This window comes from Microbacterium azadirachtae, assembly GCF_000956545.1.
Classification (GTDB): Bacteria; Actinomycetota; Actinomycetes; order Actinomycetales; family Microbacteriaceae; genus Microbacterium; species Microbacterium azadirachtae.
The window spans coordinates 1-24,579 of sequence record NZ_JYIT01000045.1 but is presented as its reverse complement, the minus strand read 5'-3'; the positions used below and the strand labels follow the sequence as shown (position 1 = coordinate 24,579).

The 24,579-nt window shown below is 71.4% G+C and carries 20 protein-coding genes; 9 read left to right on the top strand and 11 right to left on the bottom strand.

Features of this window, described 5'->3' with window-relative positions; genetic code table 11:
• Window positions 1–27 precede the first annotated feature (27 nt).
• The 4 genes from RL72_RS01475 (at window position 28) to RL72_RS01460 (ending at window position 3,244) form a co-directional block, all read left to right on the top strand.
• Window positions 28–984 carry a FecCD family ABC transporter permease gene (locus tag RL72_RS01475; RefSeq protein ID WP_045249028.1) on the top strand — a complete coding sequence of 319 codons (957 nt, stop codon included), beginning with the start codon at window positions 28–30 and terminating at the stop codon, window positions 982–984.
• Window positions 981–2,024, top strand: a complete 1,044-nt coding sequence (locus RL72_RS01470) for a FecCD family ABC transporter permease (protein ID WP_045249027.1) — start codon at window positions 981–983, stop codon at window positions 2,022–2,024. The genes RL72_RS01475 and RL72_RS01470 overlap by 4 nt, the downstream gene beginning before the upstream one ends.
• Window positions 2,021–2,812, top strand: coding sequence for an ABC transporter ATP-binding protein (locus RL72_RS01465; RefSeq protein ID WP_045249026.1), 792 nt, complete (start codon window positions 2,021–2,023; stop codon window positions 2,810–2,812). The genes RL72_RS01470 and RL72_RS01465 overlap by 4 nt, the downstream gene beginning before the upstream one ends.
• Window positions 2,813–2,899: 87 nt before the next feature.
• Complete coding sequence (locus RL72_RS01460; RefSeq protein WP_045249025.1) at window positions 2,900–3,244, top strand: CHY zinc finger protein; 345 nt, start codon at window positions 2,900–2,902, stop codon at window positions 3,242–3,244.
• 84 nt (window positions 3,245–3,328) lie between these two features.
• On the opposite strand, the gene RL72_RS01455 is transcribed toward RL72_RS01460, so the two are convergent.
• Genes RL72_RS01455 through RL72_RS01435 form a run of 5 tightly spaced genes read right to left on the bottom strand, consistent with a single transcriptional unit; the run spans window position 3,329 to window position 9,174 of the window.
• Entirely contained in the window at window positions 3,329–4,240 is a 912-nt protein-coding gene (locus tag RL72_RS01455; protein ID WP_082071926.1) for a carbohydrate ABC transporter permease, read from the bottom strand.
• Window positions 4,230–5,204, bottom strand: coding sequence for a carbohydrate ABC transporter permease (locus RL72_RS20530; RefSeq protein ID WP_082071924.1), 975 nt, complete (start codon window positions 5,202–5,204; stop codon window positions 4,230–4,232). Before RL72_RS20530 ends, RL72_RS01455 begins: the two co-directional genes overlap by 11 nt.
• A gap of 2 nt (window positions 5,205–5,206) precedes the next feature.
• Window positions 5,207–6,487 (bottom strand): ABC transporter substrate-binding protein, encoded by a 1,281-nt coding sequence (locus RL72_RS01445; RefSeq protein ID WP_045249023.1) that lies wholly within the window; start codon window positions 6,485–6,487, stop codon window positions 5,207–5,209.
• A gap of 30 nt (window positions 6,488–6,517) precedes the next feature.
• A complete protein-coding gene (locus RL72_RS01440) occupies window positions 6,518–8,128 on the bottom strand; it encodes an FAD-dependent oxidoreductase (RefSeq protein WP_045249022.1) in 1,611 nt (536 codons plus the stop codon).
• Window positions 8,125–9,174 carry a LacI family DNA-binding transcriptional regulator gene (locus RL72_RS01435; RefSeq protein ID WP_045249021.1) on the bottom strand — a complete coding sequence of 350 codons (1,050 nt, stop codon included), beginning with the start codon at window positions 9,172–9,174 and terminating at the stop codon, window positions 8,125–8,127. The genes RL72_RS01440 and RL72_RS01435 overlap by 4 nt, the downstream gene beginning before the upstream one ends.
• Window positions 9,175–9,335: 161 nt before the next feature.
• On the opposite strand from RL72_RS01435, the gene RL72_RS01430 reads away from it, so the two are divergent.
• A complete protein-coding gene (locus RL72_RS01430; protein WP_045249031.1) occupies window positions 9,336–11,642 on the top strand; it encodes a hypothetical protein in 2,307 nt (768 codons plus the stop codon).
• Between the two features lie 72 nt (window positions 11,643–11,714).
• On the opposite strand, the gene RL72_RS01425 is transcribed toward RL72_RS01430, so the two are convergent.
• The 4 genes from RL72_RS01425 to RL72_RS01410 form a co-directional block, all read right to left on the bottom strand.
• Entirely contained in the window at window positions 11,715–12,203 is a 489-nt protein-coding gene (locus tag RL72_RS01425) for a hypothetical protein (protein WP_045249020.1), read from the bottom strand.
• A 58-nt stretch (window positions 12,204–12,261) separates the two neighbouring features.
• Window positions 12,262–15,111: an FAD-binding and (Fe-S)-binding domain-containing protein gene (locus RL72_RS01420; protein WP_045249019.1), complete on the bottom strand. Its 2,850-nt coding sequence runs from the start codon at window positions 15,109–15,111 to the stop codon at window positions 12,262–12,264.
• 180 nt (window positions 15,112–15,291) lie between these two features.
• Complete coding sequence (locus RL72_RS01415) at window positions 15,292–16,098, bottom strand: 2-phosphosulfolactate phosphatase (RefSeq protein ID WP_156156659.1); 807 nt, start codon at window positions 16,096–16,098, stop codon at window positions 15,292–15,294.
• A gap of 54 nt (window positions 16,099–16,152) precedes the next feature.
• The gene (locus RL72_RS01410; protein ID WP_045249017.1) at window positions 16,153–16,692 is read right to left on the bottom strand and encodes a VOC family protein; all 540 of its coding nucleotides are present in this window, start codon (window positions 16,690–16,692) and stop codon (window positions 16,153–16,155) included.
• A gap of 109 nt (window positions 16,693–16,801) precedes the next feature.
• On the opposite strand from RL72_RS01410, the gene RL72_RS01405 reads away from it, so the two are divergent.
• The 3 genes from RL72_RS01405 (at window position 16,802) to RL72_RS01395 (ending at window position 20,388) form a co-directional block, all read left to right on the top strand.
• On the top strand, window positions 16,802–17,743 hold the full coding sequence (locus RL72_RS01405) for a J domain-containing protein (RefSeq protein ID WP_045249016.1): 942 nt from the start codon (window positions 16,802–16,804) through the stop codon (window positions 17,741–17,743).
• Between the two features lie 195 nt (window positions 17,744–17,938).
• Complete coding sequence (locus tag RL72_RS01400; protein WP_169748189.1) at window positions 17,939–19,732, top strand: sensor histidine kinase; 1,794 nt, start codon at window positions 17,939–17,941, stop codon at window positions 19,730–19,732.
• Window positions 19,723–20,388 carry a response regulator transcription factor gene (locus tag RL72_RS01395; RefSeq protein ID WP_045249015.1) on the top strand — a complete coding sequence of 222 codons (666 nt, stop codon included), beginning with the start codon at window positions 19,723–19,725 and terminating at the stop codon, window positions 20,386–20,388. Before RL72_RS01400 ends, RL72_RS01395 begins: the two co-directional genes overlap by 10 nt.
• A 28-nt stretch (window positions 20,389–20,416) precedes the next feature.
• Here the strand turns inward: RL72_RS01395 and RL72_RS01390 are convergent, their stop codons facing one another.
• Together RL72_RS01390 and RL72_RS01385 are read right to left on the bottom strand one after the other, a co-directional pair.
• Window positions 20,417–21,727 (bottom strand): serine hydrolase domain-containing protein, encoded by a 1,311-nt coding sequence (locus RL72_RS01390; RefSeq protein WP_045249014.1) that lies wholly within the window; start codon window positions 21,725–21,727, stop codon window positions 20,417–20,419.
• Between the two features lie 4 nt (window positions 21,728–21,731).
• Complete coding sequence (locus tag RL72_RS01385; RefSeq protein ID WP_248700328.1) at window positions 21,732–22,979, bottom strand: serine hydrolase domain-containing protein; 1,248 nt, start codon at window positions 22,977–22,979, stop codon at window positions 21,732–21,734.
• A gap of 199 nt (window positions 22,980–23,178) precedes the next feature.
• Between RL72_RS01385 and RL72_RS01380 the strand changes: the two genes are divergently transcribed.
• The coding region (locus RL72_RS01380) for a serine hydrolase domain-containing protein (protein WP_156156657.1) at window positions 23,179–24,579 on the top strand (1,401 nt) is incomplete at its 3' end.

Here is a 24,579-nt window from a genome sequence, read left to right as displayed (position 1 = left end):
GCCCACGGTGCGCCCGGGTAGGCGACGGTGGGGGCGATCTTGGTGAGCGTGTCGTACTCCTGCTTCGTGAGGCCGGAGATCGTGCCGATCGACGCCGTGTGGAACGCGTTCTTCCAGCCGGACGGATCCACCGACCAGGCGGCAGTGCTCTCCCGGGTGCCGACCACGCTCACGGGACTGCTCGTCGGTGCAGCGCTGGGCATGGGCGGTGCGCTCATGCAGGGCATGGCCCGCAACCCCCTGGCCGACCCCGGTCTGCTCGGCGTGAACGCCGGAGCATCGCTGTTCGTCGTGCTCGGGATGACACTGCTCGGCTGGCAGGCGCCGCTCGCGATCGTGTGGTGCGCGCTGGCCGGAGCCGCCGTGGCGGTCGTCATCGGCTACGGCGCCGCGGCGGCGAGTCCGGGGGGTGCCACGCCGGTCACCCTGGCACTCGCCGGCGCCGCGGTCACGGCGATCGCGACGGCGGTGATCACCGGGATCCTCATCGTCGACGAGTCGACGCTGGAGAGCTTCCGCTTCTGGCAGGTCGGATCCCTCACCGCCGCCTCGTTCTCCTCGCTCGCGCAACTGGGCGGATTCCTCGCCCTCGGAGCCGTGCTGGCCGTCGCATGCGCCGGGCGTCTGAACGCCCTCGCGCTCGGCGACGACGTCGCGCGCGGTCTCGGCGTGCGCGTCGGCGCTGCACGGATCACCGCGGTCGTCGCGGTGGTGCTGCTGTGCGGTGCCGCCACCGCGCTCGCCGGCCCGATCGCGTTCGTCGGGCTCGCGGTGCCGCACGCCGTGCGCTTCCTCGTCGGAGCCGACTACCGCTGGATCGTGCCGCTCTCCGCGGCGGGAGGGGCGACGTTCCTGCTCGTCTGCGACGTGATCGGACGCCTCCTCGCGCGCCCCGGAGTGCTCGAGGTGGGCATCGTCACCGGCCTCATCGGCGCTCCGATCTTCATCGTGCTGCTGCGACGGCGCAAGGCGGTGGGTCTGTGACCGCCGCCGGCACCGCACGCCTCCGCTCGGCCGACGCCCTGCGCGTCGCCCGCCGGCACGGCCGCAGACGCGACGCCGTGCTGGTGACGGCGCTCGCCGTCACCGCGGTCGTGCTGTTCGCGTCCGGACTCGTGTTCGGAGCGAAGATCCTGGCCCTGTCCGACGTGCTGCGTGCACTCGCCGGGCAGACCGTGCCGGGCGTGAGCTTCGCCGTGGTCGAGCTGCGCCTGCCCCGCGCGGTCGGCGCGCTGCTGGCCGGAGCGGCGTTCGGCCTCGGCGGCATGCTGTTCCAGACCCTGCTGCGCAACGTGCTCGCGAGCCCCGACGTGATCGGCATCAGCACCGGATCCAGCGCCGCGGCGGTCACGGCGATCTCGTTCTTCGGCGCCTCGGGACTCGTCGTCTCCGGCGCCGCGATCGCCGGCGGCCTGCTCACCGCGCTGCTGATCTGGGCGCTCGCCTATCGTCGCGGCCTGTCGGGCCTGCGGTTCGTGCTGGTCGGCATCGCCGTCGCGGCCGCCCTGCAGGCCGTCATCGGCTATGTCCTGACCCGCGCCGACATCAAGGCCGCCGAGCAGGCGACCGTCTGGATGGCCGGATCGCTCAGCCGCAGCCTGTGGGACCAGCTCGGCCCCACCGCCCCCGCGCTCGTCGCACTGCTCGCGATCGCACTGCTCGGGGCCCGCACCCTGCCCGTGCTCCGCCTCGGCGACGACTCGGCCACCGCCCTGGGCGCGCGACCCGCGCGGAGCCGGATCCTGCTGACCCTGTGCGCCGTGCTGCTCATCGCGGTCGCGACCTCGCTGACCGGCCCGATCTCATTCGTCGCGTTCCTCGCCGGTCCGATCGCGCTGCGGCTGGTGAAGCGCGATTCGGCGCTCGCGCCGGCCTCCGCGCTGATCGGCGCGATCATCGTGCTCGCCGCCGACCTGGTCGGCCAGCACCTGTTCCCCCTCACGCTGCCGGTCGGCGTGATCACCGGCGCGATCGGCGCGCCGTTCCTGCTGTGGCTCCTGATGAGAGGACGCACGCGCGCATGACGCACACCCTGGAAGCACGGAACCTGACCGTCGGGTACGACGCGGATCCCGTCATCGACGGCCTCGACCTGGCGCTGCCCACGTCGGGCATCACGATGATCGTCGGCGGCAACGGCTGCGGCAAGTCGACGCTGCTGCGCACCCTCGCCCGGCTCCTGAAGCCGCGGACCGGATCCGTGCTGCTGGACGGATCCGCGATCGCACAGCGGCCCACCAAGGAGGTCGCCCGCATCGTGGGCCTGCTTCCGCAGGCTCCGGTCGCCCCCGACGGGATCAGCGTCGCCGACCTCGTCGACCGCGGTCGCACCCCGCACCGCGGATGGCTCGGCGGGCGCGATCGGCGGGACGACGAGGTGGTCGCCGACGCCCTGCACGTCACCGGCATGGCCGAGTTCGCCGAGCGCACGATCGACGAGCTCTCCGGCGGTCAGCGGCAGCGCGCGTGGGTCGCGATGGCGCTCGCTCAGGAGCCCGACATCCTGCTGCTGGACGAGCCGACGACCTACCTCGACCTCGCGCACCAGGTGGAGCTGCTGCAGCTGCTGGTGCGGCTCTCGCGGGAACGAGGCACCCAGGTGGTCGTGGTCATGCACGAGCTGAACCTGGCGACGCGCTACGCCGATCACCTCATCGCGATGCGCGACGGCCGCGTGGTGGCCGAGGGCGCACCCGGCGATGTCGTCACCGTCGAGCTGCTCCGCGACGTGTTCGATCTGGAGGCGGTCGTCGTGCCGGATCCGATCGCCGGCACCCCGATGATCGTCCCCGTGGACGTGCACCGGGCCTGACGCCGGGCGGCCCGGGGGCTGGTCGGTTCCCGCGCGTCGTCCGGGCCGCGCCGCACCCGGCGCACCGGTCTGCCTAGGATCGACACCATGCGCACGCACCACGTCGACGTCAAGGGGCGCCCGGTCGACGGGCAGACCCGCTGCGTGCACTATCGGACCGAGCTCGACGTCGTGGCGATCCGGTTCTCCTGCTGCGGGGAGTACTACCCGTGCCACCTCTGTCATGCCGAGACCGCCGACCATCCGGCGCGGCCGTGGCCGCTGGCGGAGCAGCGCGGGGCGAAAGCCGTGCTGTGCGGGGTGTGCGGCCACGAGCTCGAGATCCGGGAGTATCTCGGGGTCACGGCCTGCCCGCGCTGCGCCGCCGGCTTCAACCCGCGCTGCGCTCTGCACGCCGACCTGTACTTCGAGGTCGCGCGCGACGGATCCTGACGCCTGCTCACCGGCCGCGGGATGTGACCCGATGCACGACGGACACAACGCAGGAGAATCGGCTGCCCCTGGCACTTCAGCCCTTCAGCCCTTCAGCCCGGAATGGGCCAGCCCCTCGACGAACTGCCGCTGCGCGATCAGGAACACCACGAGCACCGGCACGACGGTCATGGTCGCCGCCGCGAGCTGGGTGTTCCACATCTCGCCGCCGTACGCGTCGGTGTAGCGGGTAAGCGCCTGGGGCAGGGTGAACAGGTCCGGCGAGGTCAGGTAGACGGTCGGCTCGAGGTAGAGGTTCCACGAGGCGAGGAACGTGAGGATCGCGACGGCGGACAGGGCGGGCTTCGCCAACGGCAGGCAGATCCGCCACCAGATCGCCAGCCGGCCGAGCCCGTCGAGCCGTGCCGCCTCCTCCAGTTCGACCGGCAGCGCGATGAAGAACTGCCGCATGATGAAGGTCGCCAGCACGCACGGCGCGGCGAGCGCGGTCACGAGGATCAGCGGCCAGTGCGTGTTGATCAGCCCCACGCCCTTGAACATCTGGAAGAGGGGGACGATCGTCACCTCGCCCGGCACGAGCAGCCCCACGAGCACGACCAGGAAGAGCACGTTCTGCCCGGGGAAGCGCAGCCTCGCGAACGCGTAGCCGGCCAGGCTCGACACCAGCAGCACGATGAGGGTCACCACCACGGCGATGTAGACGCTGTTCGCATACTGACGCGCGAAGGGCTGGAAGCCGAAGGCCTGCACGTAGGCGTCCCAGGTCGGCGACGCGGTGAAGATCGAAGGCGGCGAGGCGAAGATCTGGTCGAGCGGCTTGAACGAGGAGGCGATCATCCAGATCGTCGGCACGATGAACGGCACCGCCATCACGGCGAGCGCGACGTAGAGCACGATCCGTCGGGCGACGGCGCCCCGGGGCCGTCGAACGCCCGTGGGAGGGGCCGTCGGCACCGGGATTCGCGAACCAGAGGCGAGGAGCGTGTCAGCGCTCATAGAAGACCCACTTCCTTCGGAGCTGCCACTGCAGCACGGTGAGCAGCATCACGAAGGTGAGCAGCATCAGCGCGAGGGTCGAGCCGTATCCGATGTTGTTGAATGTGAACGCCTGCTGGAAGACGTAGTAGACGAGCACCGTCGTCGAGAGAGCGGGGCCGCCCTCGGTCAGCACCGCGATCTGCGCGAACGCCTGCAGGGCGCCGACGATCGTGATGATGCTCGTGAGCAGCAGCGTCGGCGAGATGAGCGGCAGCGTGATGCGCGTGAAGATCGTGCGGCTTCCGGCGCCGTCGATGCGCGCCGCCTCGTAGAGCTCGCTCGGAACCCCCTGCAGCGCGGAGAGGAACAGGACCATGTTCACGCCGACACTGCGGATGACCTGCGTGACGATCACGGCCCCCATCGCCGTCGGGCCCTCCTGCAGCCAGTTGGGTCCATGGATCCCGAACTGGGCGAGCACGGCGTTGATCCCGCCGTTGTCCTGGAGCAGGAATCCCCAGACGAGGGTCCAGGCGACCACCGAGATGACCACCGGGGAGAAGAACAGCGTGCGGAAGAACGTGACGCCGCGGAACCGGCGGTTGAGCATCACCGCAAGGCCCAGCCCGAGCGCGATGTTGAGCACCACCACCCCGAGCGAGAAGACCGCGGTGGCGCCCAGCACGCTCGGGAGCTGCGGATCGGCGGCGAGCGCCGCGTAGTTCGCCCCTCCGACGAAGCTGAGCCGGCCGGTGAAGATGTTCCACTTGTTCAGGCTGTAGACGATCGCGAGACCCACGGGGACGAGCACGAACAGCACCACGCCGATCACCTGGGGCGCGATGAAGAGGTATCCCGCGGCGGCGTCCCGGCGCCGCATGGTCCAGAACCGCCGGGCGCGCCGGCGCACCGGATCCTCGTCGCCGGGAGCCCGGGAGGCGGTGGTGACCGCCTCCCGGGGCAGGGTGGAGCCGGCAGTCATCGTCACTTCGCCAGGAGCGGGGAGATCGCCGAGCAGACGGATCCCAGCACCTTCTCGACGTCCGCGTCGGGCTTCCACATCGCGTCGAGGGCGGTCTTGCCCTTCTGCGCGATCTCGGCCGGGCTGGTGTGGTTCGGCAGGGTGACGGCGCCGGGGATCTGATCCACGACCACGCTCTGAAGCTGCTCAGCGGTGAGCTTCGTGTTGTTCGCGGCGAGCTTCTCGCCGGTCAGCAGCGACTTGCGCGCCGAGGGGAAGAACTGCGACAGCTTAGCGCTGTTCTCCGGGCCGGTCAGATAGGCGAGGAAGGAGCTCGCCTCCTGGGGGTGCGCGCTCGTGCGGAGGACGCCCATGCCGGCCTGCCCGATCACCGAGTACGTGCCGGCGGGCCCTGCAGGGAGAGGCACGACGTCGTATCCGAAACTGCCGGTGAGCAGGGAGGCGCGCGAGACCTGCGCGACGGTGAACGCGGAGTCGCCCGCGAAGAAGTCGGCCTTGGTACCGGGGCCGGGCATCGCGGAGTGCTTATAGACGGCGTCGTGCAGGAAGGTGAACGCACCGACCATCTTGTCGTCATCGAAGGTGCACTTCGTGCCGTCTGCGTTCCAGGCGCTCGCGCCCCACCCTGTCCACACCGTGGCGAGGGTGTTCCAGGCGGAGAAGTCGAAGTCCCGGATCACGAATCCGGCCTTCCCCGTCGCAGCGTTGACCGCCGCCCCGATCGTCGACACCTGGTCCCACGTCAGACCCTCGGCGGGCAGGGATTGTCCGGCGGCGGCGAGGAGGTCCTTGTTCACGTAGAGCGCGTAGGGCGAGTTGGAGAAAGGATAGGCGTACAGCTGACCGTCTCGGCTGAACTCCGCGGTCGCGCTGGGCAGCAGGTCGTCGTACCGCCAGCCTTTCGTGTCCTTGAGCACCGGGGTGAGCGGGAGCAGCGCGTCGGAGGCGATGAGGTCCTTCGACAGATCGCCCATCCACGCGAGATCCGGAGCGTTCCCTCCGGCGATCTGCGTGGTCAGAGTCGTGTTGTAGTCGGCGAACGGAAGGCTCTCGAAGGTGATGGACTTGATCTCGGGGTGCGTCGCCTTGTAGCTGTCGGCGATCGATGCGAACAGGGCGAGCTGGGCCTCGTTCGAGGTCCACACGGTCATCCTGAGCGCCACGCTGTTCGGAGCGGCGGTGGTGGGGGCGGCAGTGCCGGGGGTGGCGCTGCATCCGGCGAGCGCGACGATCGCGGCCGTTGCCAGGGCAGCAGCGCCGGCCAGCTTCTTTGCTGTGTTCATGGGGGGCTTTCTTGTTGGGAGGGTGACTCGCTAGTAGCCGAGGATCTCCGGCCAGTGGAGCTCGATGCCCGACTCGACGAGCCGGCTCTGGAACCGCTGTCGCAGTCCGGGATCCGAGAGCACGTGTCTCGGAAGCGTGGATTCGTCGATGCAGAAGCTCGCGAGCTCGCCCGCGGACTCCCCGATGTTCCATTCGACGGGGTGGAGCCGGTAGGCCCCGTTGGTGATGTGGGTGGTGCCGATGTTCTTCGCCGCAGGGATGAGGTTGCGGGTGCGCACCGGCACGAGCGCACCGAGGGGGATCTCGAACGGCGCGCACTCGACGTCGATGTAGTTGTCGCCGCCCGTCGAGGGGTGCAGATCGATCCGGTACATCCCGATGCCGACCGAGTCGGGGAACGTCGCCGGTCCGGCGTGACCGCGGGACGCGACGGAGATGTCCTGCTCGACCACTGTGGTGACCGCCCGGATGCGACGGGACTCACGGATGTAGGGTGCCTGCGCGAACCCGTCCTGTGTGCCGGTCTGATCGCCTCGCGGGCGCAGCCCGGGCCAGCCCTGACCGCCGTCGGGGCGCGGTGCCTCGGTCTGCAGCCAGTACAGGTAGGAGCGGGAGAGCTCCTTCGCAGCCGCGCGGTGCACCTCGGCATCGGGATCGTCGAAGACGGATCCGTCGAGGTAGTCCAGCATCGGCCAGTTCGCCACGACGATGTCGCTCTCGTACGCACCGGGCTGGAAGTTCTGGCGGGCGATGATCCGGCGGAACTCCCAGAGGTCGAGGTCGCCCGGATCCTCCCGGGGATCCCCCTGCTCCGCACGCTCGGCCCCGTAGGGCGGGTTGACGTGGAGCGTGCGCGACTCGGGCTCGAGCGTGCGCGGCTGCGGCGCCGTGAACGAGAGCAGCCGGTCGCCCCAGAACGCCGGGGCGTAGTCGCGCCAGTAGTCGTAGCCCTCCGGCCGCTCGATCGTGAAGTCGGCGCCTTCGACGTGGTCGAAGACGAAGCACCACGAGATCGCCTGCAGATTGCCGGGATCCGCCTGCTCGGGCGCGCTCGGCTCCCCCGTCTCGGTGCGCGCCTCCGCGCCGGCGACGTACTCCGTCCCGGTCAACGGGAGGAGCTCGCCCGTCTCCGTGGCGTCGAGCACGAACGGTGCGGAGACGCGCACCGCGGTGCCGTCGTGGACATGGCGGAGGGTCACGGATGAGACGACGTCCTCGGCCACCGCGGCCGCCGCCGGCACGTAGGGCTGCAGAACGGTGAGCCGCCCGCTGGAGAGGTGAGGAGCGAGCTGCTGTTCGATGACGGCGACGGCGACTCTCGGCTCATGGCAGAGCCTGCTCACGCGTCCGAGCCCGGGGTTGAGCCTCAGGTCGCGCCGTGCGGCCTCGGTGAGCGGGTAGAACGCGCGGTAGTGGTCGCGAATGCCCTCGCGCAGCGCGCGGTACCGGGCGGTGACGCCGAACTGCTCGACCCAGATGTGCTCGTCGGGGGGAACCGCCTGAGACGTGAGCTGGCCGCCCAGCCAGATGTGCTCCTCGGAGAGGATCACGCGCTTGCCCCGGCCGAGCGCCGCCAGAGCGGCGGCGACGCCGCCGAGCCCGCCTCCGATGATCGCGACGTCGGCGTGGAGCTCCCTCATGCGTCGGCCCGACGCGCCACCAGCGTCTCGCCGGGTTCGAGGGATCCCTGCAGAAGACGCTGCCGATCGATCGTGTCCGCCCGCTCGGGGTCGGCGGCGATCAGCTCCCTCAGCAGGCCCAGCGCCTCGAAGGCGATGCGCTGACGGGGGGTGTGGAATCCGGAGAGGCGAAGCCCCTTGACGGTGTGACTCTGCACCTCGCCGAGCGCGGCGATCGAGACCTCGATCGGCAGCGCGACGCCCTGCCGATCGAGGGCGAGCGCCAGGTCTTCCGCGGCGAAGGCGTCTTCGGCGACCACGAGCGTGGCACCGCTCTCGACGATCGTCCGGGCGGTCGCCGCCGGATCCCCGCCGACGTCGGGCAGCGAGCGGAAGGACAGCGGACCGCGCGCGCCTGCCGCCTCGATCTCGGCGAGCCGGTCGCGGGACGACGGAGTGTCCCGATCGCCGTGCACGTACACCGCGGACGTGTGACCCAGCTCGACTGCCCGGGCGATCAGGTCACGGGTCAGAGCACGGTAGTCGATCCCGACGTAGGGCACGCCCTCGGCCTCGTCGCGTCGTCCGACGGCGACGAACGGGAAGCCCTCGCTGACCAGACGGGCGAGCTCCTCCCCGTCCATGTGCTGGCCGAGCAGGATGCAGCCGTCGGCGAGGCGCAGCCGCGTGTTCCGGTGGAACAGGCGGCGCGATCCGTTCTCGACCGGCGAGCTCGTGAAGAACAGGAGGTCGCAGTCGTACTGCTCGGCGGCGCGCTCGATCCCGTTGAGCAGCGGTCCGTAGAAGTCCATGCTCTCGGCGGTCAGTGCGGACTCATAGGTGAAGACGCCGAGGATCTTGTTGTCGAGCCCCGCGAGCCTGCGCGCGGCGGGATCGGCCACGTACGTCGTCTGCTCGATTGCGCGACGCACGCGCTCCCTCGTCGCTTCGGGGATGCGCACGTTCGTGCCGTCCCGGTCGTTGAGCACGAGAGACACCGTCGTCTGGCTGACCCCGGCGATCCGTGCGATCTCCTTCTGGGTCGGCTTGCCCGTCTTCCCCGACATGTGCGTCCTCCGCGTCTGATAATGCCTATCACCAAGGCGATGCCCCGACGGTAATACGTATCTTCACAAAGCGCAAGTCTTCTTGACTTCGGCGCATGGGGTGGATCAAACTTGGCCTCGTTCGCGCGCTAATGCGCATTATCACGATCAAGGGAGATCCGATGACGAAACCGACCGACGCCGGCGCGGGCTTCACACGCCGAGGATTCCTCGGCGCCACCTTCGCCGCGGGAGCGCTGCTCGTCGCCGCACAGAGCCCGGTCCGCGCGCACGCGGCCGCGGGCGACCTGACCCTCACCGCCGACGGGATCAGCCTCGTCGCCAGCCCCGGCGGCCGCGTCGCGATCAAGGACGGCTCCGGCACCATCCGCCTCCAGGGCTCCAAGTTCCAGACCAAGGACACCGCGACGGGGATCCAGGTGTCGACGGGAGGAACGCCCACGCTCGTGACGCTCGCCGACGGCAGCCCCGCCATCCGGATGGACTACGTGATGCCCGCCGCGGCCGGGCCGATCGCGGTGCACGGCCTCTTCTCGATCGGCGCCCGTCATGTGCGCCTCGAGTGGCATGCCTCGGGTTCCAGCACCTTCACCCCGGAGGGCTTCCTGTTCAGCCGCGCGATCCTCTCGGCGACCGAGCCGGACGGCTATGTCGCCCTCACCGAGTGGAAGAGGGACACCGCCGGCGGGATCCCCTTCGAGGACGCGGTCGGCGTCGCGCACACCTCTGCCTGGGGCGCCCTGCACGGGCTGCTGATCCTCGACCGCTCCCGTCAGGCCTGGACGAACTCCACCTGGGTGCACGCTCCCGGGACAGTGCAGCCCGACGGCAGCGTCGTGAGCCGCGCGGACTTCTTCTTCAGCGACAAGCGGCCCTCGGCGGTCGCCTCGATCGGCACGGCGCAGGATCTCGGCATCGAGGTCTGGACGGACCGACCCTTCGGGCTGTGGACGACGGCTGGGCAGCAACTCACGATCTCCGCCCAGGTCGCCAACGGCGCGACGACCGATCGCGCCGTCGACCTGGTCTGGTGGGCGCGCGACTTCAACGGGACCCTGCTGGCGAGCCAGACCGTCGCCGTGGTCGTCCCGGCCGCCGGAACCCTCGACCACGCCTTCACCCTGACCGCACCGGGATCCGGTTTCGTCGTCACTGAGATCGCGGCGGTCTCCGGCGCCCTCGAGGCGTTCGCCCGCACGAACCTCGCGGCGATCCCGCCCCGGGATCACGCCGCGGCGTCGGACAGCATGTTCGGCATGGCCAACTACCCGTGGCTCCAGGTGCCGTCGGCCACCGCGCTGCTCGATCTCTGGCAGGGCATCGGCGTCGACCGGGTGCGGATCTCGTACGACGGAGGTCCCGGGCTGCCGCCCTCCGCCTTCGACGCGCGCGGCATGTCGCACAACATCGAGCTGCAGCCCTCGCTGACCGCCACCGCCGCCGAGGCGACGGCCTGGGCAGCCGCCAACACGGCCACCGCCGTCGCGGCCGGGGCCGAGTACTTCGAAGTCGGCAACGAGCTGAACCGGCCCTTCAACACCGGCACCGCTGCACAGGCGTACATCGACAAGGCGCTTCGTCCCGTGCACGACCGCGTGGTCGCCACCGGAGCGTCCCTGAAGCTGCTGAACAACGGGCTCGCCGGAATGGACGAGCCCTGGGTGCAGAACTTCCACGCCGGCGGCGGCTGGGATCTCATCGACGGCATCGCGTTCCATCCCGGCCGCGGCAACTTCACCCCCGACTACGATCCGCAAGGCCCCGTGGACGCCGGCGCGAACGGCACCTACTGGAACTTCCTCGGGGGCCTCCGACGGCTCAAGGCCCTCATCGCGCAATACGGGCCGAAGGAGATCTGGATGACCGAGGCCTACGCCTGCACCAAGCCCAACGCGTGGTGGTACGACACCTACCGGCACGCGGCGGAGAACGTGTTCCTGAGTCTCGCGCTCGCGAAGGCCGAGGGCGTCCGCTGCGTGTGCTGGTACCAGTTCCACGACAGCGTCCTCGGCAACCCCCAGGTCGCGAACCCGAACGACGCCGAGTACCACTACGGCCTGGTGAACCGCGACACCAGTGCGAAGCCGTCGCTGCTCGCCTACGCGAACGCGGCGCACCTGCTCGATCGCGCGACGTTCGTGCGCTGGCTCACCTTCGCGGACACGCAGAACAAGGGCCTCCTCTTCGACACCCCCGACGGCGAGGTCGCCGTGCTGTGGAACCGCGCCGACGGCTACATCCTGAACGCCGACCACGACCCTGCGAGCAGCACGTTCCCCGCGCCTGAGCTGTGGCTGGATCCCTGGCCGACCAAGACCGCGCTGACGATCCCGGCGAACGGTGCGGGCGTCACCCAGATCGACTGCATCGGACAGCAGACGTCCCTCGGCGTCGCCGCGGGAACGGTGACCCTCACCCTCGACGGCGCCCCCCGCATCTACCGAGGCCTCGACTGCAGTGGACTGTGACCCCGTCACGAGGCCGCCGTATCCCTCGGCCGCCGAGCCCGCCGACCAGGAAACCTCAGCCGACGGAGCGGGTCATGCCCCGCCGGCGGATCGCGGCAGCGTCCGGCGCACGGATCGCGTACCTGCGAGCACGACCAGCCCGAGCAGCGCGGCCGCGCTCACCAGGGCCAGCACGAGGCCGCCCGGCGCGCGATCCCCACCCGAGACGTTGTAGCCGTCGGCGAGCGACATGCCGATGCCGAACGAGCTCGCCCAGTACGCCGGCAGCCCCATGATCAGCAGCCCGAGGTAGGCGATGACGACTCCGGCGCCGCGAATCGCACCGGTGATCACGAAGACGAGCAGCAGGACCGAGAGCGCGATCCCGATCCCGGCGGCGACCAGCGGGAAGGCGGGATTCAGCGCTTCACCCGCCGATGCGAGGTGGGCGTGGACGCCCGCGAGGGACTGCCCCTGCGCCGCCGCCATGGGATTCCAGACGAGGATCTGCAGCCCCAGGACCACCGCGTAGGCGCAACCGAGAACGGTCCCGACGATCGCGGTCCAGATCGATCCGCTCATGGCGCGAGTATCGCATGGCGGGCTGGAGCAGTGCCGGATCCGGATCCCCGCGGGATCCTCAGGGGCGGGTGAGCTCCTCGAGCACCTCGACCACGTGGCGGTACCGCTTGCCGGTGGCGCGGCTCATGCCCAGCTCGCAGGTGCGGTTCGCCGAGACGAACGCGTCGAAGCCGCCGCGCTCCTCGTCCGCCGCCGCGATCTCGGCCGCCTCCACCGCCGTGGCGCTCGCGGTCAGCTCGGGGTGCAGCATGCCGCGATCGCCGGCGAAGGCGCAGCATCCCCAGCCGTCCGGCACGTACACCTCGTCGGCGACCGCCTCGGCGAGCGCACGCAGCGCCCCGGTGGCGCCGAGCTGCGTGGTCGAGCAGGTCGGATGCACCGCGATGGATCCGATCCGCTCCCGCACCTCGAGCCGCGGCAGCGCCTCCCGGGCGAGGAACGTCGTCGCGTCCTCGATCCGCAGCGCACCGTACTCCGGGTGCTCCGCCGCCGCCTTCGCGAGCATGACGTGCAATCCCTCGGTGCACGAAGCCGCGTCGCAGACGATCGGCAGCGCACCCTCCCGGCTGGCCCGCCACAGGGCCGGCAGCACACGCTCGGTCATCGTGGCGTATCCGTCGAGCTGGCCCTTCGACTTCCAGGGGGTGCCGCAGCACAGCGCCCCGGCGTCCGGCGGCACGCTGTAGGCGATCCCCGCCCGCTCCAGCAGCAGACGCACCGCCTCCCGGGAGCCCTCCCCGTGCACGCCGTCGGGATCCTGCTCCGCGCCGAACATCGTGCCGATGCAGGATCCGAACAGCACCGCCTGGGCATCGGCCGGATCCGTCGCGGCGAGCGCACGCGTGCCGCCGTCCGGCAGCCCTCCGTCGTAGAGCGGCACCGTGTCGGCGCCGAGCACGGCGCGGCCGGCGCGGGTGACGGCGGTGACGAGCGGCGCCGGGAGCGCCTTGGCCACGTTCAGCGCGAGTCCGCCGCCGCGGGTGACCGCACCCCACCCCTTGGCAGCCGCGTTCCACACGCCTTCCTCGAACCGGCCCGCCTCCTCGGCGCGCAGCCGGCGCACGAGATCGCCGGTGTTGATGTCGACGGGGCAGGCCGTGCCGCACATGCCGTCCACGGCGCAGGTCTGCACCGCGTCGTAGTCGTAGTCGCGGGTGATCTCGGCCGCGGTTCCGGTGTCGCCGCGGTGCAGCGCCGCCGTCATGTCGCGCCGCAGCACGATGCGCTGACGCGGCGTGAGCGTGACGTCCTTGCTGGGGCAGGTCGGCTCGCAGTACCCGCATTCGACGCAGCGGTCGACCTCGCTCTCGACGGTCGGCACGAGCTTCAGGTCGGCGAGGTACGAGGTCTCATCGTCCGACAGCACGACGCCGGGGTTGAGGATCCCGTCCGGGTCGATGAGCCCCTTGACCTCCCACATCATGTCCGTGAGCACATCACCGTACTGCCGCCGCACGAACGGCGCCATGATCCGCCCGGTGCCGTGCTCGGCCTTGAGCGTGCCTCCGTGGCCGAGCACGAGCTCCACCAGGTCCTCGGTGAACGCCTCGTAGCGGCGCAGCGAAGCCGGGTCGTCGAAGCGCTCGTTGACGAGGAAGTGCACGTTGCCGTCCTTGGCGTGCCCGAAGATCACGCACCCCTCGTAGCGGTGCTTCTCGAACAGCGCGGTGAGCCCCTCGCACACCCCGAGCAGCTGCTCGACGGGCACCGCGATGTCCTCGAGCAGAGCGGTGGTGCCGCTCGGGCGCGCACCGGCGACCGCCGTGTAGAGGCCCTTGCGCACCGTCCACAGGGCGCTGCGCTCCGCCGCGTCCTCGGTCATGCGCGCGGGCGACGTGAGCGGCAGGGTGGCGACGTGGGCGAGCGCCGCCGCCACCTCCGCGGCGAGCGCGGCGGGTTCGGCGGCGTGCACTTCGACGAGGAGGGCGGCGTGCCCGCCCACGTCGATGTCGGCGATCACGTCGGGGACGGTGCCGAGCGTCTGCGCCACCCTCAGCGACGCCGCGTCGAGCAGCTCGATCGTGGCGAGGCCGAGCCCGGTCAGCCCGGGAAGCGCGGCCATCGCGTCGGACAGCGTGTCGAAGACGAGCAGTCCCGTGGAGATCTCGGGCTGGATCGGGACGGTGCGGAACCGCGCCTCGGCCACGAAGGCGAGAGTGCCCTCGGATCCGATCACGAGATGCTCCAGGATCCGCACGGGCTCGTCGAAGTCGAGCAGGGAGTTCAGCCCGTAGCCCATCGTGTTCTTCAGGGAGAACTGCCGTGCGACCTCGGCGCTCAGCGCGGGGTCGGCGCGCAGGCGATCGCGCAGCTGCTCCAGGCCCCGGGCGATCTCGGGCTCCTGCGTGCGCAGCTGCGCGTCCGCATCCGGTGCGCCGGTGTCGAGGACCGTGCCGCGGGGCAGCACCAGCAGCATCGACTCGATCGTGCGGTACGAGTTCTCCACGATGCCGCACGCCATGCCGCTGGAGTTGTCGGCCACCACGCCGCCGATCGTGCAGGCGATCTCACTGGCCGGATCCGGTCCGAGCTTGCGTCCGAACCGGGCGAGCCGCGTGTTCACCTGTCGCACGGTGGCTCCGGGCTGCGCCGCGACCGAGGTGCCGTCCGCGCTGACGCGGATGCCGCGGAACGCCGACCGCGTGTCGACCATGACGTCGCCGGTCACCCCCTGCCCGCTGAGGCTCGTGCCGCCGGAGCGGAACGTCAGCGAGCGCCCTGCGGCGCGGACCGCGGCGAAGACACGGCTCACCGCATCCGCGTCCTGCGGGATGAGCACGGCATCCGGCACGAGCAGGTAGTGCGACGCGTCGTGCGCCCGGGCGAAGCGATCGATCGTGCGGGACGCCACGCGCACACCCGGTCCGAGGACGGCCGCGTCCAGCGGCGAGGTCACGGTGGCGGGCATGCGGCTCCCTTCGGCGGTGCGGGCACTCTCCAGTCTGGCCCCCATCTCCGCGTTTCCCTCCCCAGACCGTCTTTCCCTCCCCTGACCGTCTTTCCCTCCCCTGAGATGCGCCTCTGCGGGGAGGGAAAGGCGCTGCGGGGAGGGAAACGTGGCGGAGGGCGGGCGGGATCCGGTGTCGGGTCAGGCGAGCGCGGCGGGATCCACCCGGCGGAACACCCCGTCGACGAGCACGGGCACCGTCGTCGACACGTCCGTCTCGGCGGCGAGCTCCACGTCCGCCCCCTGGCCCTCGTCGCGCAGCTCCACGCCGCTCGACGACGCCGTGAACAGGTGACGGGTCGCGCGTGCCAGGCCCGTGTACGCGGCGGAGGCGGCCGCGGCCTCGGGCGAGCAGGCGTCGATGCCGAGCGCACCGAGCGCGTCGATCACGGCGCCGGCGGTGAGCAGATCCTCCACGGAGAACCGCACGGTCTCGTCGTCGCGCACCTCTCCCCCGGCGACGACGGCGACCTTCACGCGATGCCCGAGCGCCACCTGGCGATCGAGGATCCACTGCGCGACGGCGCTGCGGTTGCGCAGCGATGCGGCGAGCACGGGGACGCCGAAGCCTGCGGCGGCAGCCGACAGACGGGAGCCGTTGAACGACGGCACCACAGCGCGGTCCGCTCCGAAGGCGGCCACGTTCGCCGCGGTCACGCTCGACGGCGACAGCGTCACGCCGTCTCCCCCGCGCGGACCGGCGAGCCGGGCGGCGCCGAAGCCGTCCGCGGCCGCGACGGCCTCCGCCTCGGCGCGCTTCCCGGGGAACGGCTGCACCTCCAGCCCCTCGGTCACCGCGCGCTCCACGGTCGTGGTGAACGAGATCGCGTCGATCACGACGATCACGCCGGCACCCTGCGCGATCGAGCGCAGCCCCTCGCGCGCCCAGTCGAAGCGCACCTCGTAGTCCTGCTGCAGCGGATGGTCGGGACTCATCGGGGATCTCACCCGGGAATGCTACCTGGGCGCGATCGGCCGGCGCTCAGCGCATCGCGCCGGCGCTCAGCGCGGCGCGTCGGTGCGCAGCGGCGCGCTGCTCCACCCCGTGGCCGCCCCGCTCAGCACCTCGTCCAGCGACTCCTGCGCGTACCGCATGTTCTCGGCGTATCGCGGCTCCTGCAGGCGCTGCCACATCGCGTCCTCCGGCACGGTCTCGATCTGGGCGGTCACCCACCAGATGTTGCCGAACGGATCCTTCACGCGTCCGCCGCGCTGGCCGAAGGCGTTGTCGCCGAGCTCGGTGACCACGGTGGCCCCGCGCTCGACGGCCCGAGCGAAGGCCGCATCGGCGTCGGGCACCCAGACCCGCAGCAGGCTCGGCATCACCGGCCAGCCCGGGCGCCGGTCGAAGGCCAGCAGCACCGTGTCGCCGACCCGGATCTCGCCGTGACCGATCGACCCGTCCTCGGTGGCGACCCGTGCGAGCTCCTCGCCCTCGAACGCCGCGCTGATGAAGTCGAGCAGCGCACCCGTGTCGTCTGTGACGACCCAGGGGGCGACCGTCGTGTATCCGGTGGGCGTCGCCGCATCGATCATCGCCATGAGCGCATCCTCTCCTCGTGACCCCGAGCCTAGGGACGGCCTCCGACATCGAGCCGCCCGATACCCTGTACTGCGCTGTTCCGCCGCCGCAGACCACCCGAGGAGGGCGATGTTCGACAGTCCGCTCTCCGCCTCCGCCTACGAGGTGCTGGGCGTCGCCGCGACCGTCGGGGACGAGGAGCTGCGCCGCGCCTACCGGCTGCAGCTGCGCCGCACGCATCCCGACACCGGCGGCGACGCGACCGTGTTCATCCAGGTGCAACGGGCCTGGGAGCTCGTCGGCACCCCCGAGCTGCGCGCCGCCTACGACCGCGGCCACGGCTTCTCCGACGACGACCTCCCCTGGGACGGCTGGCGTGCGCCCGCCGCGCGCACCGATACCCGGCCGCGGGCCAAGGCCTACGGCGAGGCGGGCGGAAGCCGGCGACGGCTGTACGTCGCGCAAGTGCACGCCTGGGCCGGATCCGAGGTCGCGGATCCGTACGATCCCGCGTTCGTGCGCACGATCCCCCGCGAGCTGCGCCGCGTGCTCGCGAACGCCCTCGCCGAGGAGCACACGGCGCGCACGGTCGCCGACCTGGGGATGGGCTTCACCGCCTGGCACGACGTCGCCGTCCCGGCCGGCGCCGCGGCGCCCGGCCCCGGCGCGCCCGCAGCCCCGGACACCCTCGACCACATCGTGCTCGGCCCGAGCGGGCTGTACGGCCTCATGTCGGCGGACTTCGGCGAGATCGCGCGCTTCCGCCAGGGCGAGGTCATCGGATCCGGCACCGGGTCCCGCGCCCCGGTCACCGCACTCGTCACCCAGGTGCGCTCGATCGCCCGCGCCGCCAGGGTGCGTTTCGGCGGAGCCGTGCTCGTGCTCCCCGACGACGACCTCGCGCAGGCGATGACGCCCCTCGGCGCGATCCGCGGCACGACCGTCGTCGTCGTGCGGCGCAGCGCCCTGCGCACGCTCCTGCGCGCCGGGGTGCCGGGCTCCCGCACGATCGGCGGCACGGAGCTGTTCGACCTGCGCACCCGGATCCAGCAGACCGTCCGCTTCGCCTGACCGCGCGGGGCCTCATAGGGCCGGCGAATCCGGTTCCTCCTCCGTCTTTCCCTCCTCTGGCCGGCTTTGCCTCCCCCTGCAGGCGCCACCCAGGGGAGGGAATGACGCTGCGGGGAGGGAAACGCACGCCGAGGGCGGACAGGCGACGGGCACGGGACCCAGGCCCATGGTCACCGCACCCCGCCGCGCGCCATCATGGGTGTGCACGCCGTGCGCACCGCGACCGACGAAGGAGGCGAGGCGATGGCGGATCCGGCGACCGTCGATCCGTCCTCCGCCGCGCGCGGACGGCGCGGCTCCGATCACCCCCTCCCGGCGGCTCTCGTCATGATCGCGGTCTTCGCCTTCCTCCTGGGCGTGGTCGAGCTGGGAATCGGGCTGCGCGCCCCCGGCGCCCTCTGGGTGGTCGCGCTGTTCACCGGAGTGTTCTGGATCTGGGTCGCCGCGGGCCTGCTCGCCTGGTGGCGGCGCCCGCACAACAACACCGGGCTGCTGCTCGTGGTCGGGGGCATCGCGCTCTTCCTCGCCGGGCTCGTCAACCTCGGCGTCGACCCGCTCTCGGTGCTGAGCGCGATCTTCGCGACGAGCCCCCTCGCGATGACGATGCATCTGCTGCACGCCTTCCCCTCCGGGCGCCTGCGCGGCCGCCTCTCGATCACGACCGTGGTGCTGGGCTGGGTGGCCTGCCCCGTCCTCCAGCTCGTGGTGGTGCTGCTCTCCGCGTCCGCGCCGGCCGCCGTCCCGCTCGTCGCCGCGGTGCAGAAGACCCTCGGGATCACGGTGATGGTGCTCACGGCGGTCGTGCTGGCGCGCCGCCTCGTCGTCGCCGACGCGACGCATCGACGCGCGCTGCTGCCCCTGTTCGGCTACGGCATCGTGGCGGTGCTGATCCTCGCCTTCGCGCCCACGATCGTCGGTGCGCTCGGGTGGGATCCGGCGATCGGCGGCGTGACGCAGCTCATCGTCTCGGCGGCGATCCCCGTCGCGTTCCTTCTCGGCGTGCTGCTCGGCGGGTTCCGTCGCACCGGCGACCTGGAGCCGCTGAGCGCCTGGCTCGGCATCACGGGCGCGGGCGGGCCGGCCGTGGCGCGCGCGCTGGCCGGCACGCTGGGCGACGACTCCCTGCGCGTCGTGTACTGGTCGGCCGAGCGCGACGAGTACGTCGACGAGGCGGGCGGCCCGGTCGACCCCGCCCAGCGCGGGCCGGACCGCGGCTGGTGCGAGATCCGTGTCGATTCCCGCCTCGTGGGGGCGATCGTCTACGACACCCGGATGACCGCCGATCCGGCACCGGTGCGGCGCGCGGGCGACGTGCTCGCGATCGCGATCGACCGGGAGCGCTTGACCGCCGAGCTGCTCGCCAGCAACGATGCGCTCACGCAGTCGCGGATCCGGCTCGTCGAGACCGCCGACCGGGAGCGCTCGCGCATCGCGCAGGATCTGCACGACGGCATCCAGGTGCAGCTCGTGCTGCTGGCGCTCGCCGCGCAGACCATCGCCAACTCCCCCGATGCGACCCGCGAGACGAGCGAGGCGTCGGCGCGCCTCCGCCACGGGATCGACGAGGCCGCGGCCGACCTGCGCCGCCTCGTGCACAACGTGCTGCCGGTCACGCTCACCGAGCGCGGCCTGACGGCGGCGACGGAGGATCTGGTCGATCGCCTCGCGATCCCGGCGACGCTGGAGGCCGACATCGACGATGCGGCCCTCTCGTCCACGACCGCGCACACCGCGTACTTCATCGTCGCCGAGGCGCTGACCAACACCGTCAAGCACTCGAAGGCGTCCTGGGTGCGTGTGACGATGCGCGTCGAGGGAGCCCGGCTGCGCATCACGATCCGTGACAACGGGATCGGCGGGGCGAGCCTCGATCGCGGCGCGGGGCTGCACGGACTGCTCGATCGCGTGGACGCGCTCGGCGGCCGGCTGCGCCTGCGGTCGGAGCCGGGACACGGCACCGAGGTGAGGGTGGAGCTGCCATGCGGGTGATCATCGGCGAGGACGAGGTGCTGCTCCGCGAGGGCCTGCGGCATCTGCTCGCACAGGACGGCTTCGAGGTCGTAGCCGCCGTCGGCGACGCCGAGGCCCTGCTCGAGCACGTGGATCTGCTCGAACCGGATCTGGTGATCACGGACATCCGCATGCCCCCGACGCATACCGACGAGGGGCTGCTCGCGGCTTTGCGGATCCGCGAGGCCCACCCCGGGATCCCGGTCGTCGTGCTCTCGCAGTATGTGCAGCGCCGCTACGCGACGGAGCTGCTCGACCAGAACAGCGGCGGGTTCGGGTACCTGCTTAAGCAGCGCATCGCCGACGTGACCACGTTCACCGCCGACCTGCGCCGCGTGGCCGCGGGCGGCACGGCCCTGGATCCGGAGGTCGTCTCGGTGCTGGTCACGCGGGCGAGCCGCGCGAGCGGAGCCGTCGGCTCCCTCACGCCGCGTCAGCTCGAGGTGCTCTCGCTGATGGCGGAGGGGCGCAGCAACGCGCGCATCGCGGCGGATCTGTTCCTCTCCGAGAAGGCCGTCGTGCAGCACACCTCGCACATCTACACCGCGCTCGGGCTGTCGGTCGACGGTGACGACCACCGACGCGTGCTCGCCGTGCTGCGCTTCCTCGCGTCCGTGGCGGAGGAGTACCGCTGAGCCAGGGCCGCGGCTCCCGGGAGCGAGGCTACTTCCGCGGCGGCGGGACGTAGGCGGTGCCGAGCTCGCCGGTGAGGGCTACGAGGAGCCGCACCGCGGGCGTCTGGCAGATCGCGTCGCCCGGGTCGTCGGTGAGCGTGGGCGAGGTGGTGCAGCTGCCCGACGCGATGTCGCTGTTCGTCTGCACGGCGACCGTGGTGTCGGTCGCCGTGTCGTAGAAGAGCGACGTGTTGTAGCCCGAGAGGTCGCCGGTGTGCCCGACCCACCCCTGCGAGCAGCTCAGCCCGAAGCCGTAGCCGATCTCCGAGAACGAGGTCAGCCGCAGGGTCTGCGTGGCGGGGTCGACCAGTCCCTGCCCCGTGCCGAGCGCGCGCCCCATCGTGAGCAGGTCGTCGATGTCGGAGATGATCTCGCCGGCCGTGAAGCTCCACGAGGGGTTCCAGTCCGTGGAGTCGGTCGGGGCGTCCGGGGTCGCGGTGTTCCCGTTCAGCGTGTACCCGCGCGCGTACGGCTCGGGCAGCGCCGCCGAGGTGCCGGGCCACGACGTGTTGCCCAGGTGCAGCGGGTCGAAGATCCGCGTCTGCATGAGCCGGCCGACGTCCTCGCCGGTCACCTTCTCGATCACCGTGCCGAGCAGCACCGTGTTGGTGTTCGAGTAGGCGAACCCCTTCCCCGGAGGGAACAGGGGTGAGACGGCGGCGCCGGCCTCGATCACCTCCTCGGGCGTGTAGACGGCGGTCGGATCCGCGAAGTACTTCTGCAGCAGCGCATCGTTCATGGTGTAGCTCGCCACACCGCTGGTCATGTCGGCGAGCTGCGTGAGCGTGATCGCGTCGCCGTTCGGGATCCCGTCCACGTACTTGGCGATCGTGTCGTCGAGCTTCAGCTTCCCCTCCTGGGCGAGCTGCAGCACGATCGTCGCGGTGTACATCTTCGTGAGCGACGCGATGCGGGTGTGCATCCCGACCTGCATCGGCGTGCCCGCGCGATCGGCCGACCCGTAGGCCTTCGTCCACGTGCCCTCGGGCGTGCGCACCCCGACGACCGCTCCCGGGGAGGCGCCGAGGGCGAAAGCCTTCGCCGCCGCCGCGTCCAGCTTCGCGACCGTCTCGGCGGGGAGGGCCGACATCGTCTTCGCGCCGGGTTTCGCGGCGATGGTCCTGGCCGGATCCGCGACGCACCCGGCGGCTGTCGCGGACGGGGACGGCGACGGCGGGGTCGTCGCGGGCCCGGCGCCGGACGCACCGGAGCAGCCCGCCAGGGCGAGCACGGCGGCGGCCGCGGCGAGCGCGAGTGCGCGGCGCCGGGCATGCCGGGCGGCGGGTCGGGACGGCGTCATCGTGTCATCCTCCGTAGATGCTCTTCATGAGCGATGTGGCGATCGTGGCCGCGGGCGGGCGCCCGTCGGCGGCGGGGGCGAGGTTCGTCCAGACGACGATCGTCAGCTTCTGCACAGGGTCGTACCCCATGAACGAGTTGTAGCCGGGCAGTTCTCCGGTGTGGCCGTACAGCGGACCGATCTTCGCGATGCCCCAGCCGTACTGGGGGTCGGGCAGAGGGGGCAGCGGGACGGGGACCGGCACCACGCTGGCCAGGCGCTCCTTCTGGAGGGCCGGGCCGAGCGCCGCGCCGGACCCGAGCGCCTCGACCCAGTGCGCGAGATCGCGGATCGTGGAGATGCCGGCACCGGCCGCACCCGCCCATGACGGGTTGAGCCGGGTGGTGTCGCTCGGCAGCAGGGTGCCCGCCTTCGCCTGCGCGAGCTGGGCGGGCGGCAGCACGTTCGACGCCATGGTGTCGACGTTGGTCGAGTACATGTAGCCGTGCGAGTACGGCTCGGGCAGCGTGGAGTCCGAGACCGCGGGATACGTGGTCTCGCGCAGCCCCAGCGGGGTGAAGAGGCGCTCCTGGAAGATCTCCGCGAGCGGCTTGCCCTCGAGCTGCTCCGCGATGAGGCCGAGCAGCACGGTGTTCGTGTTGGAGTAGTTCCAGCCGTCGCCCGGCTCGAACGTCGGGGGCTCGGCGAGGCCCATGGCCACGAGCTCCTCCGGGTTCCAGGCGCGCTGCGGCTGGGTGTCGAGCGCCGTGTTGAGCGCGAGCGTCGTCGTGTAGTTCGCCAGCCCGCTGCGCATGGTGAGCAGCTGCTCGATCGTGATCCGGCTCCCGTTCGGCACGTCGGGGCGGTACTTCGCCACCTTGTCGGCCAGGGAGATCCGCCCCTCCTGCACCAGCTGCAGGATCACCGTCGCGGTCATCGTCTTCGTGTTGGATCCGATCCGGAAGTGGTCGTCGAGGGAGACCGGCGTGGTCCCGTTCACCTGCGTCACCCCGTAGGTCGCGGTGATCTGGCCCTGCGGCGTCCGCACGAGCATCGCGGCCCCGGGAACGCCCAGCTCCCGCGCCAGCCCCTCGAACCGCGTGCGCAGCGCGCCCGCGTCGGTGGTCACCGTGCGCACCCCGGCCGAGGCCGTGGCCGGCGGGGAGGCGGCGGCGCCCTGAGCACCGCTGCCCGCACATCCCGAGGCGATCAGTCCGATCGCCAGGAGCGCGACCACCGCCGCTCCCCGCTTCCCTCCGGCGCCTGCCGCCATCGCGAGCCTCCTCATCGCACACACCGATCCATCGCGCGTGCGGATCCGACCCTCGATCTCCCCTCGAGCATCCCCATGCGCCCACCAGTCTCCCGGCGGCGGGCGCGCATCGGAATGGGCCTACGTCTATTCCTTGCAGCCGCCTCCGGTGCCAGAGTCTCCCTGGGGGAAGGACTGATCCGCCCGAAGGAGCTCCGCCATGGTCACCGTCCGTCTCGCGAGGCCGATCGCGCTCGCGGCCGCCCTGCTCGTGCTCGCCGGCTGCACCGCCCCGCCCTCGGCCGGCCCGTCCTCCTCCGGAGCGGGAACGCCCTCGTCGACGGTGCCCGCGGTCTCCACCTGCGTCGCCGATCCGTCCGCCGTCGTGGCCCGCACGGCCCCCCTCCCCACCTCCGAACTGCCGGCGGATCTCGCCGCCACCCTCGACAAGACGGCGCAGGACGCCTTCGCGCAGACCTCCGCGAAGGGTGCGGTCGTCGCCGTCCAGTCCCCGAAGGGGCTGTTCCTGAAGGCGTACGGCGTGGCGGATCCGGCCACCGGCGCACCGATGACGACGGACATCTATCAGCGGGTCGGATCCATCACGAAGCCGTTCACCGGAACCCTGACCCTGCAGCTCGCCGCCGAGGGCAAGCTCAGCCTCGACGACACGATCTCGAAGTACATCGACGGCGTGCCGCGCGGCGACAAGGTCACGCTCCGGATGCTCGCCGACATGACCAGCTCGATCACCAGCTACACCAAGGATCCGGCGTGGCAGAAGATCTTCTTCTCCGAGACGGACCGGGTCTGGACGCCGGAGGAGCTGCTCAAGGCGGGCATCTCGCTCCCGCCCCAGGACTTCGCGCCCGGCACCGCGTTCGACTACTCGAACACCAACACGATCCTGTTGGGCCTCGTGATCCAGAAGGTCACCGGCAAGAGCTATCAGGACGTGCTCGCCGAGAAGATCAGCACGCCCCTGGGCCTGACGCACACAATCTTCCCGGCCGGCTCCGCCGCGTTCCCGGATCCGCACGCGCAGGGATTCACGCTCCAGGGCGGCCACGGCACACCGCAGGATCCGGCGAACACGACGAACTGGAACCCCTCCTGGGGCTGGAGCGCGGGCGAGCTGATCTCCAGCGCGCGGGATCTGCTGACGTTCGGGCGCGCGGAGGCCACGGGCGCGGGCCTCGTGCCCGCGAAGGCGCAGATCGAGCGGCTCACGTCGTTCCGCGAGTTCAACGGCCCCGGCAACGGCGGCTACGGCATCGGCTGGGGCTGTCAGAACGGCTGGGTGGGCCACACCGGCGAGCTGCCCGGCTACAACACGGCGATGTTCTACAGCACCAAGGACGACACCACGATCATCACGATGGTCAACAGCGACATCCCCTCCGGCGACTGCCCGAGCGACGCCAGCACGCTCACCGACAACCCGACGGATCTGCCCTGCAGCTCCCCCGCGACCCGGATCTTCCAGTCCCTCGCGAAGGAGCGGCTCATGACCGCAGACGCCCGCCCGCATCCTGTGCCTCCGGCCGGACCCCGACTCGGGTTCTTCACCCGGGTGCTCGACGCCGCGCCGCCCGCAGAACGCTACCGGCTGGCGCTCGAG